Genomic DNA, 19,659 nt, shown 5'->3' with positions numbered 1-19,659 from the left:
CAAGACGTGACGGTTTTGTGTTGTGCTCTCGCACCTGCACCCGAACCGAGGGATGAAACTGCGCTACTACGCCGAGGCGGACGTCGGGGTCGACCACCGTCGGACGCTCGAGTTACTCGAGTCGATCCACGAGGAGCATACGATTCCGGTCGAAGTCGTCCAGGTCGACCCACAGCGCGCGCCGCCAGCGGATTTCGTCGGTGATACCGAAACCCGCTCGCTCGAGGACGCTTGGGATGATTTCACGTACAACAAGCCACTCCAGGATGGGCTCGGTGGGCCACCATCAAAGCGGTATCGCGATCGGGAGGATATCGTGGGGAACGTCGGCATCGTCGTCGGCGGCGACCTCGTCTGGGCGACCGAGTTCTGGGGCACCCACCACGGCTGGGGGAACGTCGATCCTGAAGAAACCGCCATCGGTTTTCTCGAGGCGGTCGAGGCGAACGGGCTGTCCGCAGTCGCCGACCGCGTGCCACTCGAGGACTGGTCGTGGTCCCCGACGGCGTCCGACTCCGGAGGTCGAGACGCATCCAGCACCGACGTGCCTGCCGACGAGATCAGCAAGCTGACCCGCGACGCGATTCGGGATATCTGTACCGCCCAGACGTTCCAGCGCGGCGTCTCCTACGTCGAGGAGGGACGGGTGCGGGAGCTGACCGTCGAGGGACGCGAGGTGACCGCGACGGTTAGGGGGAGCCGGGAGTACCGCACGACAGTGGATCTTTCTGCAGATGACTTCGACGGCTGGTGTTCCTGTCCGTACGATTATGCTGGCGACTGCAAACACATCGTGGCCGTGTTGCTGGCCGTGCGAGAGCGATACGACGAGATGATCGGGCAGTCACAGGCGGATGCAACTCCGGACGAACCCTCGAGTGAGTCGGGGTCCGCCTCTCTCGAGCCCTCGACGGCGGGCACCGACCTCGAGTCGGCACTCGAGTCCGCGGACGTGGGGACGCTTCGGGACTTTCTGTGCGAGATTCTCACAGAGGACGACGCTCTTCGAGAGCGGTTTCTCGCGACGGTCGGCCGGCCGGTTGAAAAGAGCGTCGCCGACTACAAACGCGATCTCGACCGCGAGTTCGAGACCGCCGCCGACCGCCGCGGGATCGTCGCGTACGATACCCATCTCGAGTTCACCAAGTACCACGACCTCGCGGAGACGTACCGGCAACACGACGAGTACGAGCGCGCACTCGAGATCTACCGGGCGCTGGCCGAGACGATACGCGAGAACCTGGAACGGATCGACGACAGCAGCGGCCACTACGGCCGTCAGCTCGAGGCTGCTATCGATGCCTACGCTGCGTGTGTTCGCGAGGCGTCGTTCGATCACGAAACGGTGTGTGAGCACCTCGAGTATCTCTACGAGCAGTACAGGACTGCCGAGTTCCGCTTCGTCCGGGAGTACTACGACGGCGCGCTCCGTGAGGCGTGTACCACGGCCACCGACCTCGAGTCTCTCCTCTCGCTCGTCCAGGCGGACCTTCCAGCGCTGGAGGGGATCGTCGGTGGTGAGACGGGAGAAGCCGCTGCAGCCGGGTCCGGATCGGAGGACGATACGTCGCAGGCGGATATCGACGGTGAGGTCGATACAGGTACAGGTGAGAGACGTCCGGATCCGACCCAGTGGCGTCTCGAGGTCGAGCTGTTCACCGGTGGCGACCTGGATATCGACCGTCTCGACGTCGGTCCGCTCGAGGTGACCGACTTCGTCGGTGAGACGCTCGCGACGATCCTCGAGGAGACGGAGGCGCAATCGGAAACGGACGCGGGGACGACCGCGTCTCGAGCCGTCGATGCACGCGGGCAACAGCCGGCGCTCTCCGTGGGCGAGCAACAGCTCCTCTCGACGTATCTATGGATTCTCTCGGAACTCGAGGACCGCGAGCAGCGACAGGCCGTCCTCGAGGACGTCTACACCGAACACAGCGCGTTCTATCGCCAGTACGTCGACGTGCTGCGAGCCGACGGGCAGGACGAACGAGCGCAGGAGGTCATCGAGGAGGGACTGGAGGCGTTCCCGCACTCGCCGGACGTCCATCGGCTCGCAGCCGAGTTCTACCGGGGACGCGACGACGAGCGCTATCGCGAGCGCCTGCGGACGCTGTTCGTTCGCTTCGAGGACTGGGACGCCTACGACGACCTGCGATCGGCCTGTACAGCCGAGGAGTGGGAATCGATCTCGCACGGGCTGCGTACCCAACTCGGCCGGCTCGATCCCGACCGACTGATCGAGCTCTCGGTTCGAGAAGGAGACCTCGAGAACGCCCTCGAACGAGTGCTAGAGAGTGACGATCTGGAGACGCTCCGGCAGTACCGTGAGCCCGTCGCTGCTGCCGATCCGGACGCGTACTTCGAGGCGTACCGGGATCTGCTGGAACCGTACCTGGCGAACGACACCGGACGTGACCACTACCGGACGGGTATCGAGCACTTGCACGAGATGGAAGCGCTCGGGCTCGACGAGGAGCTGGCGGCGTTCGTCGAGCATCTCCGACAGAAACACGCGAACCGACCGGCGTTTCTGGACGAACTCGAGACGGCAGGATACTGAGTCTCTTCTGCTATCACGGTCCCCAGTGTTCTCACCGCGGTGGCATTGGCCCAGCGAGGGCACACGGTATACCGACAGAATTACGCGTGTGTGTGCACAATGTGTGCGTAATGAGTTCGAGTACCCGCGTCCATTTCCGTGCGCCCGAACGGTTGATCGAGCAGGCCGATGCACTCGCGATCGCAGAGGAGAAGAACCGAACGGACGTACTCGTCGAAGCCCTTCGTGAGTACCTTGCGAACGCGAGCGACGAAGAACGGGTCCGGCAAGCGATTGCAAACGCGTACTATGAGGACCGACTCGAGTTCGATCAGGTGAAAGCGATCGTTGGTGTGGAGACAGCCCAGAACTTCCGACTACTCAAACATCAGCTGACGAACGAGCAACTCAGCGACGAGCTCGCTGATGCACTCAGTGAATGAACCTCGTCGCAGACACGTCCGCGCTCGTCAGCATTGCGAGTACCGAGGACGCACGTCGGATCGCCCTCCCGACGCTTCTCGACGGATACGACGTCACTGTTCCCGAAGAAGTACTCGGCGAACTCGAGACGACCGCACAGTACGAAGATGGACACGGAACAGCGGCAAAGACGATACTCGACGAGCGCGAACGGCTGACAGTTCGGTCCGTCGACCTCGATCCGGACTTCCCACTCGACGACGGAGAAAACGCAGCAGTGCAACTAGCTGAGCGGATCAACGCAGCATTTTTTTACTGTGACGAATACACCCAGCTCGCACTCATTCATGCGTCGCTCTCCAATGCGCAGCTCGTTACGACGCCTCGTCTTCTGAAAGCGTTCGTCGTTCACGGTGAACTATCGAAATCAGCGGCGAAGGCCATGCTCGAAGAGATTGCCGAGCAGCGAAGCTGGAACGGAAACGCATACGTCCGCCAGGCGTCAAGTCTATTCGAGTAAGGCAAAAATTGAAATTATATTCTTGAGACTGTGTCAACAGTAACAAATGACGCGAACATGTAAAGCCTGTGGCGAAACGTTCGAGACGCTCTCGGCACTTCGGATGCACGACTGTCCGGACGAGGAGGACGACGCCGCGAGCGCGTGGGAGAAAGAACGGGACGAGCACATGGCCAGGATCCGAAAACTCGAACGCGAAGAGAATCTGGCGGCCAGGCGAGCGGCGTCGGCGGAACTGACCGACGCACTCGAGCGTGCCGGCGCGGCCAACCTCGGTGCCGTCCACGAGGCGCTCGCCTACTACGAGCGCCACCTCGCCGAGGAGTGGGAGAGCCGACGTCGCGGCGAGGACGACCACTACGAGGGCTTTCGCCGCGTGTTCGGCGAACAGGCGGGTACCGCACTCGAGGAAGCGACCCAGGCGAACGGCTGGCCGTTCCTGCTCGACGTCCTCGAGGCGTACTGGCCGACGGCCACGTTCGACCTCGAGACCTACGCCGACGTCCCCGACGGAGCCTACCCAGAACGCAGTGACGTCGAAGAGTACCCCTACATCGGCCACGTTCTCACGACCGTCACCGGCCAGCAACTGGTTCGAACCCGACTCGAGGACGGCGTCGAGGCAATTCCCGAACGCGCACTCGAGTTCCAGCTCGCGTTTCATCGCAGTCCGGACGACACCGGTGCCTGGATCGAGTCGATGAGCTACGGCTGGGGGATCGGCCACCCCGACCATCCCGTCGAGGCGAGCCTGCAGGCGCTCGTCGACGGCGAGTACGACATCTGGTTCGGCGGTGCTGTCGAACACGCCGTCCACGCCGACCAGCGGGCGGCGGTCACACTCCTCGAGGAGGTGTTCGCCGCTGGGGTCGTCTCCGATCCGGCCACGGCATTGCGTGGTATCGGTGCGGTCGAACGGAGCCGGTACCCCGAATCGGGCGATCACTGGGACTGGGAGGCGGTGTATCCCGACCTCGGGGAAGCGGGACTCGAGTGGGACCCCGACGTGCGCGAGCAACTCCGAGAGCTGGTCGTCGAGGTCGGCCTCGAGGCGGAACTGCCCCAAGAGTGGACGCTCGGGGATCTCGTGCTGTGATACGGTCTGGTATGATTCTTCACCGGTGATCGCTCGAACGGGGAAGCGATCACCGGTAAAACGTTATAACGATCCGTATGAGAGGGCGAGCACGCTGGAATCTGGTTTCGGGACTTGACCTCGAGCACACGGGCGACGTACTAAGTGGTCCGCTCACGGATTCGCGCGTATGGACCGAGAATCGGTCTCGTCGTCGCTGGTCAACAGCGTCGGCTACGACCCGGACGAAGAGGTTCTGGAGGTCGAACTCCAGAACGGACGAATATACCAGTACAGGGACGTCTCCGAGGAGATCTATCGCGAGTTCCTGGCGGCCAATTCCCTCGGGCGGTACTTCAACCGACACATTCGAGATCTGAGTTACGTCCGAGTTCGGTAACCCATGACTGACGGAGATTGTTACCTCTGTGGAGAGACCTACACGAAACGCGGGATGTCGCGCCACCTCCGGACGTGTCTGCCGGAGGGAGACGGGAGCGGAACGGCGTTTCACCTTCGGATCGCCGGCGCACGACGATCTGACTACTGGCTCCATCTCGTGGTCGACGCGGAGACGACGCTCTCGAGTCTCGATGCGTTCCTCCGGGCGTTCTGGCTCGAGTGCTGTGGCCACATGAGCGCGTTCACGATCGAGAACACGCGATACGAGAAGCCCTACGACGACCAGACGCCGGCCTACGGGATCGGCGGTGGGCGACACTCGATGGACGTCGCTATTGAATCCGTCCTCGAGGCGACGACCGGCGAGGAGTTTTCCTACGAGTACGACTTCGGCTCGACGACGGCACTCGAGATCCGGGTCGTCGACATCGGCGACTGGTCGATCGAGAGCCTCGAGAAGCGGGGAACCGACGCCGTCGAGACGGGAGTGGAGGGGGTCACAGCGGTAACAGCGCGGAAGCCCACCCGCTTTAGCGCTGTCTCTTACCCACAAATTGAGTCGGTATCGAGATCGATGAAACCGACCGAAAATCCTGATATCTACAGATGCAACACGCTTGTGAAACGATTTTGGTGATCTCGCTTACCAGCATTCAGTAGCCTCCCACCGCCGATATCAGCGCCTGAATCTCTCCTCGCATCGATCTTCAGATTGAATATCGGGTTCGGCAGAGTCTGAAACAGCCGTTTGGGACTCGACGAACTTATGGGTAAGAGACAGCCGCTTTAGCGGTGGGAGGAAGCGCGTAAGCTCCGCGAAACGATCCACCGAACACAGCATTGCCGACTCCCTAACGCTGTGGTAAATATTAATAAAGAGTAGCCATTACTGTGACGTACATGGCGTGGGAGGTGACTCGAACGGTTCGCGTCCGTCTGGACGTACCTGACGACCGCAAGAGTGACCTCCACGCCACCAACGACAAATTCCAGTACTGCGCGAACCGCACCGCAGACTGGGCGTGGCGCTACCCCGACGAGGACTGCGTGACCAGCAAGAGCGAAGCCGAAGACGCCATCTACGACGACCTTCGTGAAGAAACAGACTACCTGCACGCGAACCTCGTCCAGAAGGCTATCAAACGCGCCACCGACGACATCGACAACTGCGTTGACCGGCTTGCTGACGGCGAGAACACCAGCAAGCCAGAGTACGACACGTTCAGCATTGTCTACGACAAGCGAGCCGCCACCTACTACCGCGACAAAATAAGTCTCGCCACCGTCAACGGCAGAGTCGAATGCGAATACGACCTACCTGACGACCCTGCCGGGACACCACACGGCGAGTACTTGCTGAACGACGACTACTCCTTTTCGACCAGCACCGTCCACTACGACAGCGAAGCCGACGAGTTCTACCTGCACGCTGCAATGGAACGGGAACTCGACGTGAGCAGTCCTGAGAAAGCCGAGCATTCGAGAGTGCTTGGCGTGGACTGCAACGTTGATGACCACATTGCAGTGACCTCAACGGGTGCATTCGTCGGGAACGCCGACTACCTCAACCACCAGCGCCGCGAGTTCGAGAAACGGCGGGCCAGCCTGCAACAGACTGGGACACGGAGTGCCCACCTAACGTTCCAGCGCATTGACGACAGGTTCGGTCGCTGGAGTAGAGACTACCTACACCAGTGTTCCAAAGAGATCGTCGCGGAAGCCAAGCGCCACGGCTGTACGCACATCGCCTTCGAAGACTTGGAGCAGATTCGAGCGCGTATCAGCGACGGCAAGAAGTTTCAGCAGTGGGCGTTCCGCGAACTGCAAGAACAGACCGAATACAAGGCAGAATTGGCTGGCATCGTGGTCGAAACAGTCGACCCATCCTACACCAGCCAACAATGCTCGAAGTGTGGCTGTACGCTCGAAGAGAATCGTGACGGCCAGCACTTCCAGTGTCTCGACTGTTCGTACTCGGTGAACGCCGACTACAACGCAGCGAAAAACGTTGCCCGGAAACTCGCACTCAAACTCCAGCGAGGGCAGAAGTCCCCCGCTGGAGGGGCGTTCTGTCAGTACGCCCTGAAGTCGGGGACGATGACCGTGAACGCTACTGAAGTGGCGTCCGACGCCTACGTGTCGGCAGAACGGGAGTCCACCGACAAGCCAACGGCTTCAGCCGTTGGTAGCTGACGCTCCTGGCACGAAACAGTCCCCCAGAGATCGAGTGTGGAAACTGCGGGGAGCCGGCGACGACGGTCTGTCAGACCTGTCTGTGGCAACGCGGGCCAGGCGCCTGGATGTGTGACGCGTGTGCGACCGACCACGAAGACGACTGTGAGCGCCCGCAATACCTCCCGAACGTCAACTCCCCGCGGACCGGCGTCTGTGCGTATCGGGGCTGACGTCGGGAGTGACAGGCGAGCAGGTCACTCTTGAAGAACGGTCTGGAGTTCGTCGAGGACTTCCCAAACGACTCGTGAGGGCTCCGTGCTACCGAACTGGAACGCCCGATAGGTGTACTCGTCTTGCTCGTGTTCTCGCTCTTGGAAGTGCCCCCAGCCATCAACATGATCCTGCTCGTGGTGATGCCACCCACAGTCGAAACCCGACTCATCTGAAAAATGGAATATGAACCGGGGTGGATCAGCAGGATCGCCCACGATCCATCGGACGGTCAACGTCCCCTTCGGTGTATCTGCCCCGATAAATGCTGGATCGACGGTTGCTCGCAACTCCTTGTGAAGCGTATCGTGTGGGAGTCCTTCGACACCAGTGATCGCGGGATGGCGGGAGAGTTCCGTCCGAATCTGTCGTAAAGCTTCGTGAGCCACGCGGCGCGGTTCGTGGCCACCGTCGAACGCATACATACTAGACGCGAACGCGGCTGTCCAACCCAGTATACTCGCTGTAGTTGTCGATTGCGTCATTGACGACGGAGAGATGGTAGTGGCTCAATTCCCAGTCACTCGCATCCTCCATGAGTTGCATCGTCTCCGCCGGTGTCGCTACGTCTGCTGCCTGTTCCCGGAGTTCGGTAGGGGAGGTCACGTCGTACTGCTGTTCGAACGCCTCTATCTGCTGTTGTACGTCCGCCTTCAACTCGAGCAGTTCTGCGTGACTGTGTTCGTCAATGAGGCGGCGTAGTGTCCGAAACCGAGCATAAAGGGGATCGGGCTCGTACAGCGTTGCATCCTCACCCGAGACCGTTCGAACGACGCTCATCTCGACGAGGCGTTTGAGATGATCGTGTGCTGTCGTCTCCGAGACTGCGGCCTCCGTTGCGATGTACGCCGCCGTTCGAGGCTGGTCAATCGCCTGTGCGATTGCACGCACTCGATCGAAGGCCGTCGTCTGTTCCGTCCAGGCTTTCACGCCGCGGGGTGAGTCGTCCATACCGATGGTACACAGCCTAATCCAATAAATTTGCCCCCAATCCAAATATCTGGCCCAGGTTCGTTTTCGTCCGCGGTTTTCCAACGGCGACTATCAACTACCCCACCCTACTTCGCTCGGTCTGACGACCTCGCTCGTTGAGGGTGGGGTTTGTCGGTGGACTCCCCTTCTGCCGACACACGGTCGGAGGTATGGAAATCGCCGTTCAGGGTCAGCGTCCCCGACGTTAGAGCCAGTTGATAGGCGGCTCCTCCACTCGGAGACTTCTGCCCCGAGTGGAGACGCTTGGCGAGCTTGCGAGCAATATTCTTGCTCGCGTTGTAGTCGGCGTTGAGTTCATACCCGCACTTTTGACAGCAGAACTCGTGTTTCGACGGGCGATTCTCCTCCAGCGTACACCCGCACTTCGAACACCGCTGACTCGTGTACGCGGGACTCACCTGCTCAACCGTTACTCCCTCAGCTTCGCCTTTGTACTCGACGTAGTCGTAGAGTTGGCGGAACGCCCACGCGTGGAACCGCTTGGCGTTCGCCATACGGTCTCGAATGCCCGTCAGGTTCTCGAACGCGATGTGGGTTGTGTCCACTCGACGGGCTTCACTGAGGATATCATTTGCAATCGAGTGAAGGACATCCTGTATCCAGCGGTGTTCGCGGTCGCTCATCTGCTGGATGGTCAGATGTGCCGACCGCGTGCCCGTCTTTTGGAGACTTCCGCGTGTTTTCTCGAACTCACGCCGACGGTGATTGATGTAGTCTGCTGATTCGATGAACGCACCTGTGCTGGTGACGGCAAAGTAGCCGTCAACGTTCAAGTCCACGCCGAGAACTGTTGAGTTCTCGCTGTGCGTGTCCGAACTCGAACGCTCGTCTTCGCCGTCTTGTATGGTGCGTTTCATTCGGGCGTGGAGGTAGAACGCGCCCTCGAATCGGTCGTACTGAAGCGTGGACATTCGGAACTCGAAGTCTTCGTTCAGTAGGTAGTCACCAATCGGTGTTCCCTCGGTGTTGTCGGGGAGGACGTACTCGCATTCGACGCGTCCACTCACGGTCGAGAGGGATACGTGGTCGCGGTGGAACGTGGCGCTCCGCTTGTCGTAGACAATACTCCACGCGTCGAAGTATGGTTGGCTGGTGCGGTCGCCTCGTTTCCATGCTTCGACACCGCTTTTGACCGCTTCAATACCACGCCGAATCCCCTTCTGGACGAGGTTGGAAGTGAGGTCGGTTTCGTCTCGAAGACGGTCGTAGAGTGCGTCTTCGGCCTTTGATTTACTGGTAACGCAGTATTCGTTCGAGGAGTCGCGCCAGGCCCACTCGCTGGTTTGATTGGCGCAGTAGCGGAACTGCTCAGCGGTTTGATGAAGGTCGGCCCGTCGCTGGTCGGGTACGTTGAGTTTGACCTTGACGGTGCGGATGACCTCCATCCCTATTTCACATATTGGACTATTTCTTTATTAGGTTTGGGTTTTTGGGAGTCGGCCTGCTACTGTACGTGGTAGGAAGCAGTGTCGTCGGCTCCTCCCCGCCCTACTGCGCTACTCGCTCCCTTCTGGTCGCTGCGTTGCTCCTTGAGGACGGGGCCTCCGCCTCGCAATTAGGTGAGTCACTCATCTGTAGCAGTGAATACTTCCTTGTGAGTGGAGTTCGTAACTGGCCTCAAGATGGTCAGCAGAGAGAGCGTAGACGAGGTATTTCTGCCTGACAAGGACGATTGTCTGGAATATCTCCGTGATCAGCGATGGCCAGATGAGGTAACGTGTCCGCACTGCGAGAGTGCGGACACGATCAAGAAAGGGACGACGAGAAAGGGCGCTCAACGCTATCGTTGTCACAACTGTGACAGCATTTTCAATGATCTTACCGAGACCATATTTTCCGAGCACAAGCTTTCTCTCCCGGAGATGTTCCATATCATTCGAGGAATGGAAGAAGATAAGACATCAGAGATAACTCAGGAACTTGACCGAACATACAAGACGGTCTTGGACTTCGTTCATGAAGTCCAAGACGCTCTTGACGACGATCCAGAGTTTGATCTCACTGGTGTCTGCGAAGCTGACGAGATCTACGTCGTGGCTGGTGAGAAAGGTCTTGATCAAGATGAGCCGCGTGATCGCGGGCTCAAAAAAGGACGCGGAACCTTCGAGTCAGACAAACCGCCAGTCGTGACACTCGTCCGTCGCTCCGACGGACGAGTTCGGTTCCTCGTTCGTGAGGATCTCGAAGATGTAGACGAGGACATCGTCGAATACGGTGATGAAGACGACCCGGCGATCCTCTGCACAGACCAGTACAGCATCTACGACGGAATCGACGAGTACGACGAGATTGATGGCCATCTCGCCATCAATCACGATGAACACTACGTCGTTGGTGATGCTTACGTCAACAGCTGTGAGAACCGTCACAGCTTCCTTCGCAACTGGTTGCGAAGGTTCCGAGGCGTCTCAAAACACCACTTACAGGGCTATTTGAACTTCTTCAGCCTTACACTCAACACAGACCGGTGGTTCGAGAAAATCCTAAGTACTGACTTCTACAGATGAGCGTTAGTATGTAGATTCCGTACGGCAAATCGTGCTCGTCAGCGGCCACCTCGGCGTCGGCTACCTCGTGTATGCGGCGTTCCGTCGCGTCGTCGGCTGGGTCCGACCGGATCGACTCGTGATCCTCGCGGTCTGTGTCGGTGCGCTGTTTCCCGACCTCGTCGACAAGCCACTGGCGTGGGAGCTCGGTATCCTCGCGTCCGGGCGGTCGCTCGGTCACTCGCTTTTGACTGCGACCGTCGTCATCCTGCTCGTGATGCCGATCGCCGCCGAGTACGACCGCGTCGACGCCGGCGCGGCGTTCTCGCTTGGGTATCTGTCACACATCGCTGCCGACGCCTACACCGCCGTGCTTGCGTCTGGCTCGACGACGTTTCTGTTCTGGCCGCTCGGCCCGTGGTCGGTGTGGGAGGGCGGGCTGTGGGTGCCCCCGCAGTACTCGCTGGCCGTGAACTGGACCGTCCTCGTCGTCGCGCTTGGGGTCTGGCTGCTCGAGGGCGCTCCCGGTCTCGGTCGGGTCGGCTAAGCCGGATCCGGACACGACCTCCTCAGCCGTGACGTTCGGCGGCAACACCGGGCAACGTATCGATATGGGCGTCCAATGCCAGGGCGAACGACCATCGGTCGGTACCTCGATCCAGATGTACTCGAACTCGAGTCCCTGCTCCGCGCCAGTGCCGGTCACGACGTGGGTCCACGACTCGCGATTCTCGTCAACAGCCACGTGAAAGAAGTGTCGCCGGTAGCGCTTCGGCGGCGTTCGTCGGCGCGTCCAGACGTCGGTGGTGAGGTGTCGAATCGACCGAGGGTCCGTGAGACCGCTTTCCTCTCGAATTTCGCGGACGACGGCCTCCCGCGGTGTTTCATCGGATTCGATCGTCCCTTTCGGTACCTGAAGTCCGTCGTGTTCCGGCCCTTCAAAAACTAACAATTCGGTGCCGTTTCGCGTAACGTAAGCACACGCCTTCTCGGCGTGAACCGCCTCCATCTCTCCCATTGGCGTCAAAACGCCTGTAAAAACTAATAAATACTTTGAGGAGATGGGCTCGCTCGGGTCAGCTCACGCGATAGATCCCTCGAGACGGTGACCACTGAGCCAGTAGATATATATCACTTGACTCGGAAATTACCGCCAGCCAAGGTGTCAGCGAGGGTGATGGTGGCAGGGTTGAGGGGCGAAAGACTGCCACGGATCAACCAGGGGCTGTCCGCGACTCGGTGGTTAGGGATCCGGCACCGAACAATTACGGGGATGATTCAATGAGCAAGCGACTGTACGACGATCCGAGTGTTTCGATATCAGCTACTATCTGCGTCGTTGGTCTCGGCTACGTGGGGCTTCCACTGGCTCACGCGTTCGACGGAGAAGGCTACGACGTCAGGGGAATCGACGTCGACCCGGAGAAAGTAGAGACGCTCGAGGACGGCACCGATCCGACGGGCGACGTCGGCGACGAAGCGATCGCGAGCAGCGCGATCGAGTTCACGACAGACGCGGCCGCGATTTCCGAGGCCGAGTACGTCATCGTCGCCGTGCCGACGCCCGTCGACGACCTCGAGAAACCCGACCTGGGGCTCGTCGAAAGCGCCGGCCGGACGGTCGGGGAGCAGATCGAGCCGGGGACGACGGTCGTCCTCGAGTCGACAGTCTATCCGGGTGCGACCAGGGAGGTGTTCGTGCCGGCGATCGAGGAGGCCTCGGGACTGGCGGCCGGTGAGGAGTTCGGCGTCGGCTACTCGCCCGAGCGAATGGTGCCGGGCGACGAGGAACACGGCCTGCGTAACGTCGTGAAGATCGTCAGCGGGCTCGACGAGGAGACCCTCGAGGACCTCGCTTCGCTCTACGAGACGGTCGTCGACGCCGGCGTCCACCGTGCGCCGACGATCGAGGCCGCCGAGGCGGCGAAGTGCGTCGAGAACACCCAGCGAGATCTGAACATCGCGCTGGTGAACGAGCTCGCCATCGCGTGCGATCACCTTGATCTGGATACGGAGGCCGTCCTCGAGGCCGCCGGCACGAAGTGGAACTTCCACGACTATCGGCCCGGGCTGGTCGGGGGTCACTGCATTCCCGTCGATCCGTTCTACCTGATCTACGAGAGCAAACAGAACGGGTTCGAACCCGAGCTGATCGAGAAAGCCCGGGAGGTCAACGAGTACGTCCCGACCCACGTCGCCAAACAGACGATCAAGGCGCTCAACGAGAGCGGGAAGGTCCTCAAGGACAGCCGCGTGCTCGTGCTCGGACTGGCCTACAAACCCGACGTCGACGATATCCGAACGTCGGCGATCGACGGCGTCATCGATCACCTCAGGGAGTACGACGTCGAGGTCGTCGGTTTCGATCCCCACGCCGACGACGACCAGATGCGCGCGGAGTTCGGGATCGAGGTCCAGCAAGAACTCGACGTCGACGGCTTCGACGGGCTCGTCATCGGGACGCCACACAGCGAGTTCCACGGCCTGAACTTCGCCGACCTGCGCTACGACATGCGTTCCGATCCGGTGCTGGTCGACGTCGATGGGACGTTCGAAACGGCCGCGCTCGAGAACGGATTTACGTACCGGAAACTGTAATGTATCGGGAACATAGCGTCGGCGTCGTCGTTCCGGCGTACAACGAGGAGGGCTTCGTGGGCGACGTCATCCGCGAGATGCCCGAGTACGTCGACCGGATGTACCTCATCGACGACTGCTCGACCGACGGCACGTGGGAGGAGATCCTCGAGGCCGCCGAAAAAGACGCCGAGAAGACGGAACTCGAGTTCGACGAGGGTGCGTTGACGGCCGAAGTCGTGGCCGACGGCGGCGGCGGTGATAGCGCCGTTCCTGACAGCGGGGCGAGTATGCTCGAGCAACGAGCAGTCGTCCATGACGCCGTCGGCCGGGTCGTCCCGATCCAGCACCGCGAGAACCTGGGTGCCGGCGGGGCGATCAAGACGGGCTACCTGGCAGCGCTGGCCGACAGGGTCGATATCGTCCCCACCGTGGACGGCGACGGCCAGATGGACCTCTCGCAGCTGCCGAAACTGCTGGATCCGATCGTTGAGGACGAGGCCGATTACGCGAAGGGCAACCGGTTGCTGTACAAGGAGTTCCGGTCGGATATGCCACCGTTCCGGTTTTTCGGCAACTCCATCCTGACGTTCCTGACGAAGATCGCCTCCGGCTACTGGAAGACAATGGACCCACAGAACGGGTACACGGCGATCTCGCACTACGCGCTGGCGAACGTCGGGATCGAGAACATGTACGAGTACTACGGCTACTGTAACGACATCCTCGTAAAACTCAACGCCAAGGGGATGCGGGTGGCCGACGTCGCGATACCGGCGGTGTACGGCGACGAGGAGTCCTCGATCGACTACACGACCTACATCCGGAAGGTGTCGGGGATGTTGCTCCGGAACTTCTTCTGGCGACTGAAGGTGAAGTACCTCGTGCTGGATTTCCACCCGCTCGCGCTGTTTTACCTGTTCGGGGCGGCGACGGCGGGGCTGGGTATTCTTGGTGGATTGTGGTCACTGTACGCGACGCTCGTGCTCGGGAGTGGGCTGTTCATCCGGGCGTCGGTCAGCATGATGCTGTTCACGATGGGCAGCATGTTCGTGATGTTTGCCATGCTGTTTGACATGCAGGTAAATGAGAGCAAAGAAGTTCAAGTGAAAGATTAAAGGTCAGATACTATGAAAATACTACGAGTTGCAAGTAGCCTCCATCCAGAAAAACCCGGAGGCGTTGGTCTACATGTCCATCAGATGTCTAGTATGCAAGCGGGTATGGGTCACGATGTGACAATTCTCACATCTGATAATGGTGACCGCTCGCTCCCAAAGTATGAAGAAAGGGACGGATACTCAATTATCCGCCATCGACAGATCGTTCGGCCAGCTGGGAACAGTATCATCCCGGGGATTCTTAACTCACTTCGAAAACTAATACCCAAGTACGACGTGGTCCATGCACATTCTCACCTGTACTTTTCATCAAATATGGCTGCACTATTTGGTAAATTCACAGATATTCCGTTAGCAGTAACTAATCATGGGCTATTTTCACAGACTGCTCCAGAATTGTTGCAAAAGGTATTCATTCCGACAGTAGCTCGTCCAACACTAAATACTGCGGATCGCGTGTTCTGCTACACAGATTTGGCAAAACAGGAACTCCGAGACCGAGGTGTATCGGCACCCGTCTCTGTGATTTCAAACGGAATTGACTGTGAGATGTTCAAGCCGGATCCCGAGATTGAAGAAAAAGACCAGATCCTCTTCGTTGGCCGGCTGGAGCAAGGAAAAGGTCCGTCTTATTTAATCGAGGCGTTTAATTCAGTCGCTGACAACCATCCTGACCTCAACCTAAAAATAGTTGGATACGGCTCATTGAAGGCGGACTTGATAGAACAGTGTAAAGAACACGGAATATTTGATCGAGTTACCTTCACCGGCGAACTATCGTATTCAGAGATGCCACAAGTATATAATGAGAGTAAGATTCTGGCTTCTCCAACGCTGACCGAAGCTGCTGTACCCCGTGTTGCCATGGAAGCCTGGGCTTGTGAAACGCCAGTCGTAATGTCAAATATTCCGGAGGTGTCTGAAGAGCACGTTGGTGATGCCGCATCACTCGTCCCCTTGAGAGATGCAGATGCACTCGCTCAAAGCATTGAAAAGTTGATCATGGATGAAGAGCTACGTGAACAAATGGGAGAGAAAGGACGTCAGCGAGTTTTAAGTAACCACTCTTGGCAGAAAACAGTCGAACGTACAACAGCCCAGCTAAAGAAGATCTGTGGGGAACCGAAGCGGTAGCGACGGATTCGTCTCCGAATCTGTACCACGGTATATAAAATAGAAATACTGATTTCGACCTTGAACTTTTGATCCACTAATGACCGGAAACGTACTTATTGTCTCAAGGTATTTTCCACCAGGCGGCGGAGTCGGTGCATTCCGTTCCGCGAAATTCGTGAAGTATCTACCCGAGTACGGATGGAAGCCGTACGTCGTTTCTCTTCCTCACGAGCGTCAGAAACAATTTGTGGCCGACGACGTGAACCACAACCAGTATGCCTCGATAGCAGACATTCCCGAGGAGCGCATCTATGTTGACGTCCCGATATCTTCGATCGACAGATCACTTGGTGATACACGACGCCTCCCCATTTTAGCGAAGAAGATTCCGGAACTGGTTGAAGAATACGACATCGACGCCGTCTATCAGACCGCGCCACCGTTTTACTCACTTCCAGCTGTCGCATGGGTGAAACGCCGCGTTGACGTCCCATACTTCGTTGACTTCCGTGACCCCTGGTATATAAACGATGACATCTTCTCTAGTATAAAATCTGTCAAAAACCCGATCTGGAGATGGGTTAATCAGAAGGCTGAACAGATAGTGGTCAAGTACGCAGACAAAGTAATCCTCAACACGCCTGAGATGGAAGCGCTTTACTCGAGTACTTATCCTGAGTATGTAGATTCGTTTACTACGATTACAAACGGATATGATCCGGACGATTATACTGTCTCTCCCTCTTCAATCGATGAAGCCGATGAGACGCGAATAATTTATCCAGGTCGGTTCCGGGACAACACGAACGGGCTTCTCAAAGCTCTTAAGGCGGTATCTGATTCGAACGACATTACGCTATTACATTTCGGAGACAAGAATAGGAAACACACTCGAGCCTTCTTTGAACAGGCACAACGAATGGACCTTGACGAACTGATTGATAAACGCGGCTATGCAGACTTTCCAACCGTCGTTAAAAACATTAAGAACTCTGACATAGGTTTGATCATAACCCGCAAAAATGACCCGACTCACGTTCCTGCGAAGACCTACGATTATATTGCATGTGATATTCCAGTTTTAGCAATTACACCAGAGGGTGGTGCACTGGCGCAGATTCTTGAACCATTCGATCACGCATATACTGCCAACCACGATGATGTGACGGAGATCACATCACGGTTGGAGAAATTGCTTGATTTGGCACCAGACGAACTTGGTTCCGATAGTAGTCGTGATCAATATACGAGAAAACAACTCACTCGAGAGTTGACTTCAGTATTCAACGAGTGTCGATGATATACGCTAATTTCGGTATGTTCGAACCGATAGCGTTTCAGGCGCGATAATCACTGTCTAGTGTTGTGGAAGACCGTGACGTCCTCGTTGCTATATATGCTGCTGTAGTTGGCGGAGAACTCCCGTTCGGGATTCCACGTGAGGTGCCATCTGGAGTTATACCCTTGATATAGATCAAGATCATGTCTATAGGCGATCGTCGGATGCTCTGATGGTGTCACGTTGGCGTTATATAACGCATCCGTTGGCTCTCGCGAATATCGATCGAAGATACCACAGTTTTCGCGATCGATTCCCTCTACCCGGTGATAGTTTTGATCGGTATATACTGGTCCTTCACTGTACTCACAGAGCATCGTCTTTGAATGGGCCTCGGTACTGTCGAGATAATACCGCGGTGTATTCTCGTAATCCGGCGCAGCAGAGGCAGCGAACACCTGTGTTGCGAGAATAAACACGAAAAAGAGTTTGACCCAGGGGACGTTGTCCGGTGCGATCTCGACTGCCTTTGCTACCATACCGACGGCTAATACGATCAAAATGGGCTCTCCCAACATAAGCAGACGAGTCGGATTGAGAGCGTCGACAGTTGCCACACTGATCGGAATGAGTACCACACTAGCAGCCGCTCCTGCTAGTAAGACGTAAATCTCCGGCCGATGCCGATCGTCGCTCGTGTATACCAGGAGACACAACCATGTTATTCCACCAATTAAGAGGATCCAGAAGATATGCAGGCGTTCGACGTAGAGAATCATCCAAGTGGGATATTCGTAAAAATTTGCGAGTATTCCTGTACGAGCTTCCGTAGCCGCAGTAGGTTCAAATCCACTGCTACCTACAGGCCCATCAGTTCTGAATAGTCTCAGTACGCGAGCGACGACATGATTTATATGTCCGCCGATATACAGCCACTGGGCTAACGTCACACTCCCTATCAGCGCACCCAGTGAGAGGACCTGCTGTGTAGGGGTGAGCCCCGCAATGTCTTTCCAAATCAGTCGATCGGTAAAGTACAAGCCTAACAGTGCGACAAATATCAGTGCAATCAGTAATAACGGTAATTTATGCGTAAACGCAATAGCAACAGTCAAAACGAGAATAATCTCGTAAAAGCGTTTGTCTGGTTTAGTGACCATCTTCATCAGGAAGAGTAGAATCAGCCAGTACCAGACCGCTGCATGGGCTTGCGGGATAACCCAGTACGACCGTCGAATACCTTCCGTAGTTGCGATAGCGAGAAGAGCGGCCGCAGCAAGTGCACGCCGTTGAGTGACGCCGATCGACCGGGCCAAGATGATGGCCACTAACGGGAGTGCTATCGCGAGAAGGATAGCATATATATAAAACGTCTGCTGGGAGTGAATATCGAGAATCATCGCTGAAGCCGACGAGTGGAGGATATGTAGAGGTGCTTCACGATAAAAGGGCGAAGGGATCACCGCGGTTGTTCCCTCGCTAACGACATCCTCCATCCAAACAGCGTTTCGAGTAGTTGCCTCACCAATAGTCGTGGCTGGGACGTGTAATATCGACAATCGGTATCCAATCGCTACGAGTATCGCTCCAGAGACGGTGCCGAAAAGCGACCCTCCGAAGAGCGCAATACCGAGTAGAAGTACAACGGTACCGAAGAAAATGAATAGCACAGCTGGGTAGATGCGCCCCGTCTGGTGGCCGGCAAAAAACATCCCCGCTATGCCGAGAAAAGCAATGATAAGCGGTAACCGAAAGTCCTCTGAAACGGCTTTTCCCATCACCCAGATAGAATTCACGCGGAATTATAAATACTGTGATAGTAGGACACCGATCAACAGCCGATGAGCATGGCAGTCAATACATTGGTTTCATTTTAACATGTTGTGGAGAGCACGGCTATTCAACTTCGCTCTGGCTTTTCAGTTTCCCTATTAGCGACTCGGCGACTACATCTACAGGCTTATCATTGTCCAGTCGAATACTGGTCATTCTACGTTCAGACTCGACAAAGTCAAACAAAGCGCTCATATCGTGTTTGATCGCCTCGATCTTGGGTTTGGTCACTTCCTCGTCCTCTACCTTTGACCGTCCGATATCTCGTCCCTCCAGGCGTTGATACAGTGTCTCGGTGTCCGCCGAGACGAAGACGACTACGTGTTCATCGAACGTAGGATAGTACTCCACGAGCTCGGCGGGAGAGACGTTCTTTCGACCAGAGTACTGAAGTGCCCAACAGAATTGTAGTACGCCTTGATCGAGGAGATGAACGCCGCGAGTCCCGTGAACGGACTGTTTCACACCTCGTATGAAATGACTGTACAAGTACAGGTTCCAGAATCGACCTCGTTCAGTTTGATTACTTACTTTCAAAACATCATACAACCCTTTCGAACTAGTTATTCCTCTACTATGGGAAAGTAAAATATATTTGAGCTTGTCTATATTTCTGTGGATTGGATTATCTATTCTTGAATTATCGCAGATCACATTTGTCGTACGATATCCTCGTTGGCGCAATCGCGCTTCTGCCTCTCTCGCAATTGTCGACTTTCCTACACCGGGTGGCCCGAAGAACTCGAGGAGAACTGATCGTACCTGCATCGTTGGATAGAGTATGGTGAGCGAAAATAAATAAACGCTGTAATTACGATGTACGAGGGGTTGGTGTCGACCCAAGATGAAT

General features: G+C 57.1%; 18 protein-coding genes and 1 pseudogene. 13 read left to right on the top strand and 6 right to left on the bottom strand.

All coding sequences use genetic code 11. From position 1 onward, the window contains the following. Positions 1 to 52: 52 nt before the first annotated feature. From QQ977_RS16220 to QQ977_RS16190, 7 genes are all read left to right on the top strand, one after another. Entirely contained in the window at positions 53 to 2,560 is a 2,508-nt protein-coding gene (locus QQ977_RS16220; RefSeq protein WP_285928915.1) for an SWIM zinc finger family protein, read from the top strand. A gap of 110 nt (positions 2,561 to 2,670) precedes the next feature. Continuing rightward, entirely contained in the window at positions 2,671 to 2,982 is a 312-nt protein-coding gene (locus QQ977_RS16215) for a hypothetical protein (protein ID WP_285928914.1), read from the top strand. Continuing rightward, a complete protein-coding gene (locus QQ977_RS16210; RefSeq protein ID WP_285928913.1) occupies positions 2,979 to 3,482 on the top strand; it encodes a hypothetical protein in 504 nt (167 codons plus the stop codon). The genes QQ977_RS16215 and QQ977_RS16210 overlap by 4 nt, the downstream gene beginning before the upstream one ends. A 46-nt stretch (positions 3,483 to 3,528) precedes the next feature. Next, positions 3,529 to 4,578, top strand: a complete 1,050-nt coding sequence (locus tag QQ977_RS16205) for a hypothetical protein (protein WP_285928912.1) — start codon at positions 3,529 to 3,531, stop codon at positions 4,576 to 4,578. Positions 4,579 to 4,747: 169 nt separating this feature from the next. Further along, complete coding sequence (locus QQ977_RS16200) at positions 4,748 to 4,957, top strand: KTSC domain-containing protein (RefSeq protein ID WP_285928911.1); 210 nt, start codon at positions 4,748 to 4,750, stop codon at positions 4,955 to 4,957. Positions 4,958 to 4,960: 3 nt separating this feature from the next. Then, positions 4,961 to 5,596 (top strand): IS1096 element passenger TnpR family protein, encoded by a 636-nt coding sequence (locus QQ977_RS16195; RefSeq protein ID WP_285928910.1) that lies wholly within the window; start codon positions 4,961 to 4,963, stop codon positions 5,594 to 5,596. Positions 5,597 to 5,859: 263 nt separating this feature from the next. After that, the gene (locus QQ977_RS16190) at positions 5,860 to 7,152 is read left to right on the top strand and encodes an RNA-guided endonuclease InsQ/TnpB family protein (protein WP_285928909.1); all 1,293 of its coding nucleotides are present in this window, start codon (positions 5,860 to 5,862) and stop codon (positions 7,150 to 7,152) included. A 236-nt stretch (positions 7,153 to 7,388) separates the two neighbouring features. On the opposite strand, the gene QQ977_RS16185 is transcribed toward QQ977_RS16190, so the two are convergent. From QQ977_RS16185 to QQ977_RS16175, 3 genes are all read right to left on the bottom strand, one after another. Beyond that, the gene (locus QQ977_RS16185; protein WP_285928908.1) at positions 7,389 to 7,829 is read right to left on the bottom strand and encodes a hypothetical protein; all 441 of its coding nucleotides are present in this window, start codon (positions 7,827 to 7,829) and stop codon (positions 7,389 to 7,391) included. 1 nt (position 7,830) lies between these two features. Further along, positions 7,831 to 8,355 carry a DUF7342 family protein gene (locus QQ977_RS16180; RefSeq protein WP_285928907.1) on the bottom strand — a complete coding sequence of 175 codons (525 nt, stop codon included), beginning with the start codon at positions 8,353 to 8,355 and terminating at the stop codon, positions 7,831 to 7,833. 107 nt (positions 8,356 to 8,462) lie between these two features. Then, positions 8,463 to 9,782 (bottom strand): RNA-guided endonuclease InsQ/TnpB family protein, encoded by a 1,320-nt coding sequence (locus QQ977_RS16175; RefSeq protein ID WP_285928906.1) that lies wholly within the window; start codon positions 9,780 to 9,782, stop codon positions 8,463 to 8,465. Positions 9,783 to 10,019: 237 nt separating this feature from the next. On the opposite strand from QQ977_RS16175, the gene QQ977_RS16170 reads away from it, so the two are divergent. Both QQ977_RS16170 and QQ977_RS16165 read left to right on the top strand, forming a co-directional pair. Beyond that, positions 10,020 to 10,904, top strand: a complete 885-nt coding sequence (locus tag QQ977_RS16170) for an IS1595 family transposase (protein ID WP_285928950.1) — start codon at positions 10,020 to 10,022, stop codon at positions 10,902 to 10,904. A gap of 31 nt (positions 10,905 to 10,935) precedes the next feature. Next, a complete protein-coding gene (locus tag QQ977_RS16165; protein ID WP_285928905.1) occupies positions 10,936 to 11,430 on the top strand; it encodes a metal-dependent hydrolase in 495 nt (164 codons plus the stop codon). Positions 11,431 to 11,452: 22 nt separating this feature from the next. On the opposite strand, the pseudogene QQ977_RS16160 reads toward QQ977_RS16165, so the two are convergent. Further along, positions 11,453 to 11,901: pseudogene (locus QQ977_RS16160) on the bottom strand (NUDIX hydrolase). A gap of 263 nt (positions 11,902 to 12,164) precedes the next feature. Between QQ977_RS16160 and QQ977_RS16155 the strand changes: the two are divergent. The 4 genes from QQ977_RS16155 to QQ977_RS16140 all read left to right on the top strand — a co-directional run bounded on the left by QQ977_RS16155 (position 12,165) and on the right by QQ977_RS16140 (position 16,997). Then, positions 12,165 to 13,481, top strand: a complete 1,317-nt coding sequence (locus QQ977_RS16155; protein ID WP_285928904.1) for a nucleotide sugar dehydrogenase — start codon at positions 12,165 to 12,167, stop codon at positions 13,479 to 13,481. After that, positions 13,481 to 14,578, top strand: coding sequence for a glycosyltransferase family 2 protein (locus tag QQ977_RS16150; RefSeq protein WP_285928902.1), 1,098 nt, complete (start codon positions 13,481 to 13,483; stop codon positions 14,576 to 14,578). The genes QQ977_RS16155 and QQ977_RS16150 overlap by 1 nt, the downstream gene beginning before the upstream one ends. Positions 14,579 to 14,590: 12 nt before the next feature. Next, entirely contained in the window at positions 14,591 to 15,715 is a 1,125-nt protein-coding gene (locus QQ977_RS16145) for a glycosyltransferase family 4 protein (protein ID WP_285928901.1), read from the top strand. Between the two features lie 79 nt (positions 15,716 to 15,794). Beyond that, positions 15,795 to 16,997, top strand: a complete 1,203-nt coding sequence (locus tag QQ977_RS16140; protein ID WP_285928900.1) for a glycosyltransferase — start codon at positions 15,795 to 15,797, stop codon at positions 16,995 to 16,997. A gap of 50 nt (positions 16,998 to 17,047) precedes the next feature. Here the strand turns inward: QQ977_RS16140 and QQ977_RS16135 are convergent, their stop codons facing one another. Continuing rightward, on the bottom strand, positions 17,048 to 18,754 hold the full coding sequence (locus QQ977_RS16135) for a hypothetical protein (protein WP_285928899.1): 1,707 nt from the start codon (positions 18,752 to 18,754) through the stop codon (positions 17,048 to 17,050). 118 nt (positions 18,755 to 18,872) lie between these two features. Next, entirely contained in the window at positions 18,873 to 19,274 is a 402-nt protein-coding gene (locus tag QQ977_RS16130) for a hypothetical protein (protein ID WP_285928898.1), read from the bottom strand. Positions 19,275 to 19,659 lie beyond the last annotated feature (385 nt).

This window comes from Natrialbaceae archaeon AArc-T1-2 (assembly GCF_030273315.1).
Taxonomy (GTDB): domain Archaea; phylum Halobacteriota; class Halobacteria; order Halobacteriales; family Natrialbaceae; genus Tc-Br11-E2g1.
This window is presented reverse-complemented; position numbering and strand designations above follow the sequence as displayed.

Bases quoted from the DNA above. Each gene is read 5' to 3' on its own strand.
- QQ977_RS16145 (WP_285928901.1), top strand. From the start codon at position 14,591: ATGAAAATACTACGAGTTGCAAGTAGCCTCCATCCAGAAAAACCCGGA.
- QQ977_RS16180 (WP_285928907.1), bottom strand. From the start codon at position 8,355: ATGGACGACTCACCCCGCGGCGTGAAAGCCTGGACGGAACAGACGACG.
- QQ977_RS16155 (WP_285928904.1), top strand. From the start codon at position 12,165: ATGAGCAAGCGACTGTACGACGATCCGAGTGTTTCGATATCAGCTACT.
- QQ977_RS16140 (WP_285928900.1), top strand. From the start codon at position 15,795: ATGACCGGAAACGTACTTATTGTCTCAAGGTATTTTCCACCAGGCGGC.
- QQ977_RS16210 (WP_285928913.1), top strand. From the start codon at position 2,979: ATGAACCTCGTCGCAGACACGTCCGCGCTCGTCAGCATTGCGAGTACC.
- QQ977_RS16135 (WP_285928899.1), bottom strand. From the start codon at position 18,754: ATGGGAAAAGCCGTTTCAGAGGACTTTCGGTTACCGCTTATCATTGCT.
- QQ977_RS16150 (WP_285928902.1), top strand. From the start codon at position 13,481: ATGTATCGGGAACATAGCGTCGGCGTCGTCGTTCCGGCGTACAACGAG.
- QQ977_RS16205 (WP_285928912.1), top strand. From the start codon at position 3,529: ATGACGCGAACATGTAAAGCCTGTGGCGAAACGTTCGAGACGCTCTCG.
- QQ977_RS16220 (WP_285928915.1), top strand. From the start codon at position 53: ATGAAACTGCGCTACTACGCCGAGGCGGACGTCGGGGTCGACCACCGT.
- QQ977_RS16200 (WP_285928911.1), top strand. From the start codon at position 4,748: ATGGACCGAGAATCGGTCTCGTCGTCGCTGGTCAACAGCGTCGGCTAC.
- QQ977_RS16175 (WP_285928906.1), bottom strand. From the start codon at position 9,782: ATGGAGGTCATCCGCACCGTCAAGGTCAAACTCAACGTACCCGACCAG.
- QQ977_RS16185 (WP_285928908.1), bottom strand. From the start codon at position 7,829: ATGTATGCGTTCGACGGTGGCCACGAACCGCGCCGCGTGGCTCACGAA.
- QQ977_RS16215 (WP_285928914.1), top strand. From the start codon at position 2,671: ATGAGTTCGAGTACCCGCGTCCATTTCCGTGCGCCCGAACGGTTGATC.
- QQ977_RS16190 (WP_285928909.1), top strand. From the start codon at position 5,860: ATGGCGTGGGAGGTGACTCGAACGGTTCGCGTCCGTCTGGACGTACCT.
- QQ977_RS16195 (WP_285928910.1), top strand. From the start codon at position 4,961: ATGACTGACGGAGATTGTTACCTCTGTGGAGAGACCTACACGAAACGC.
- QQ977_RS16170 (WP_285928950.1), top strand. From the start codon at position 10,020: ATGGTCAGCAGAGAGAGCGTAGACGAGGTATTTCTGCCTGACAAGGAC.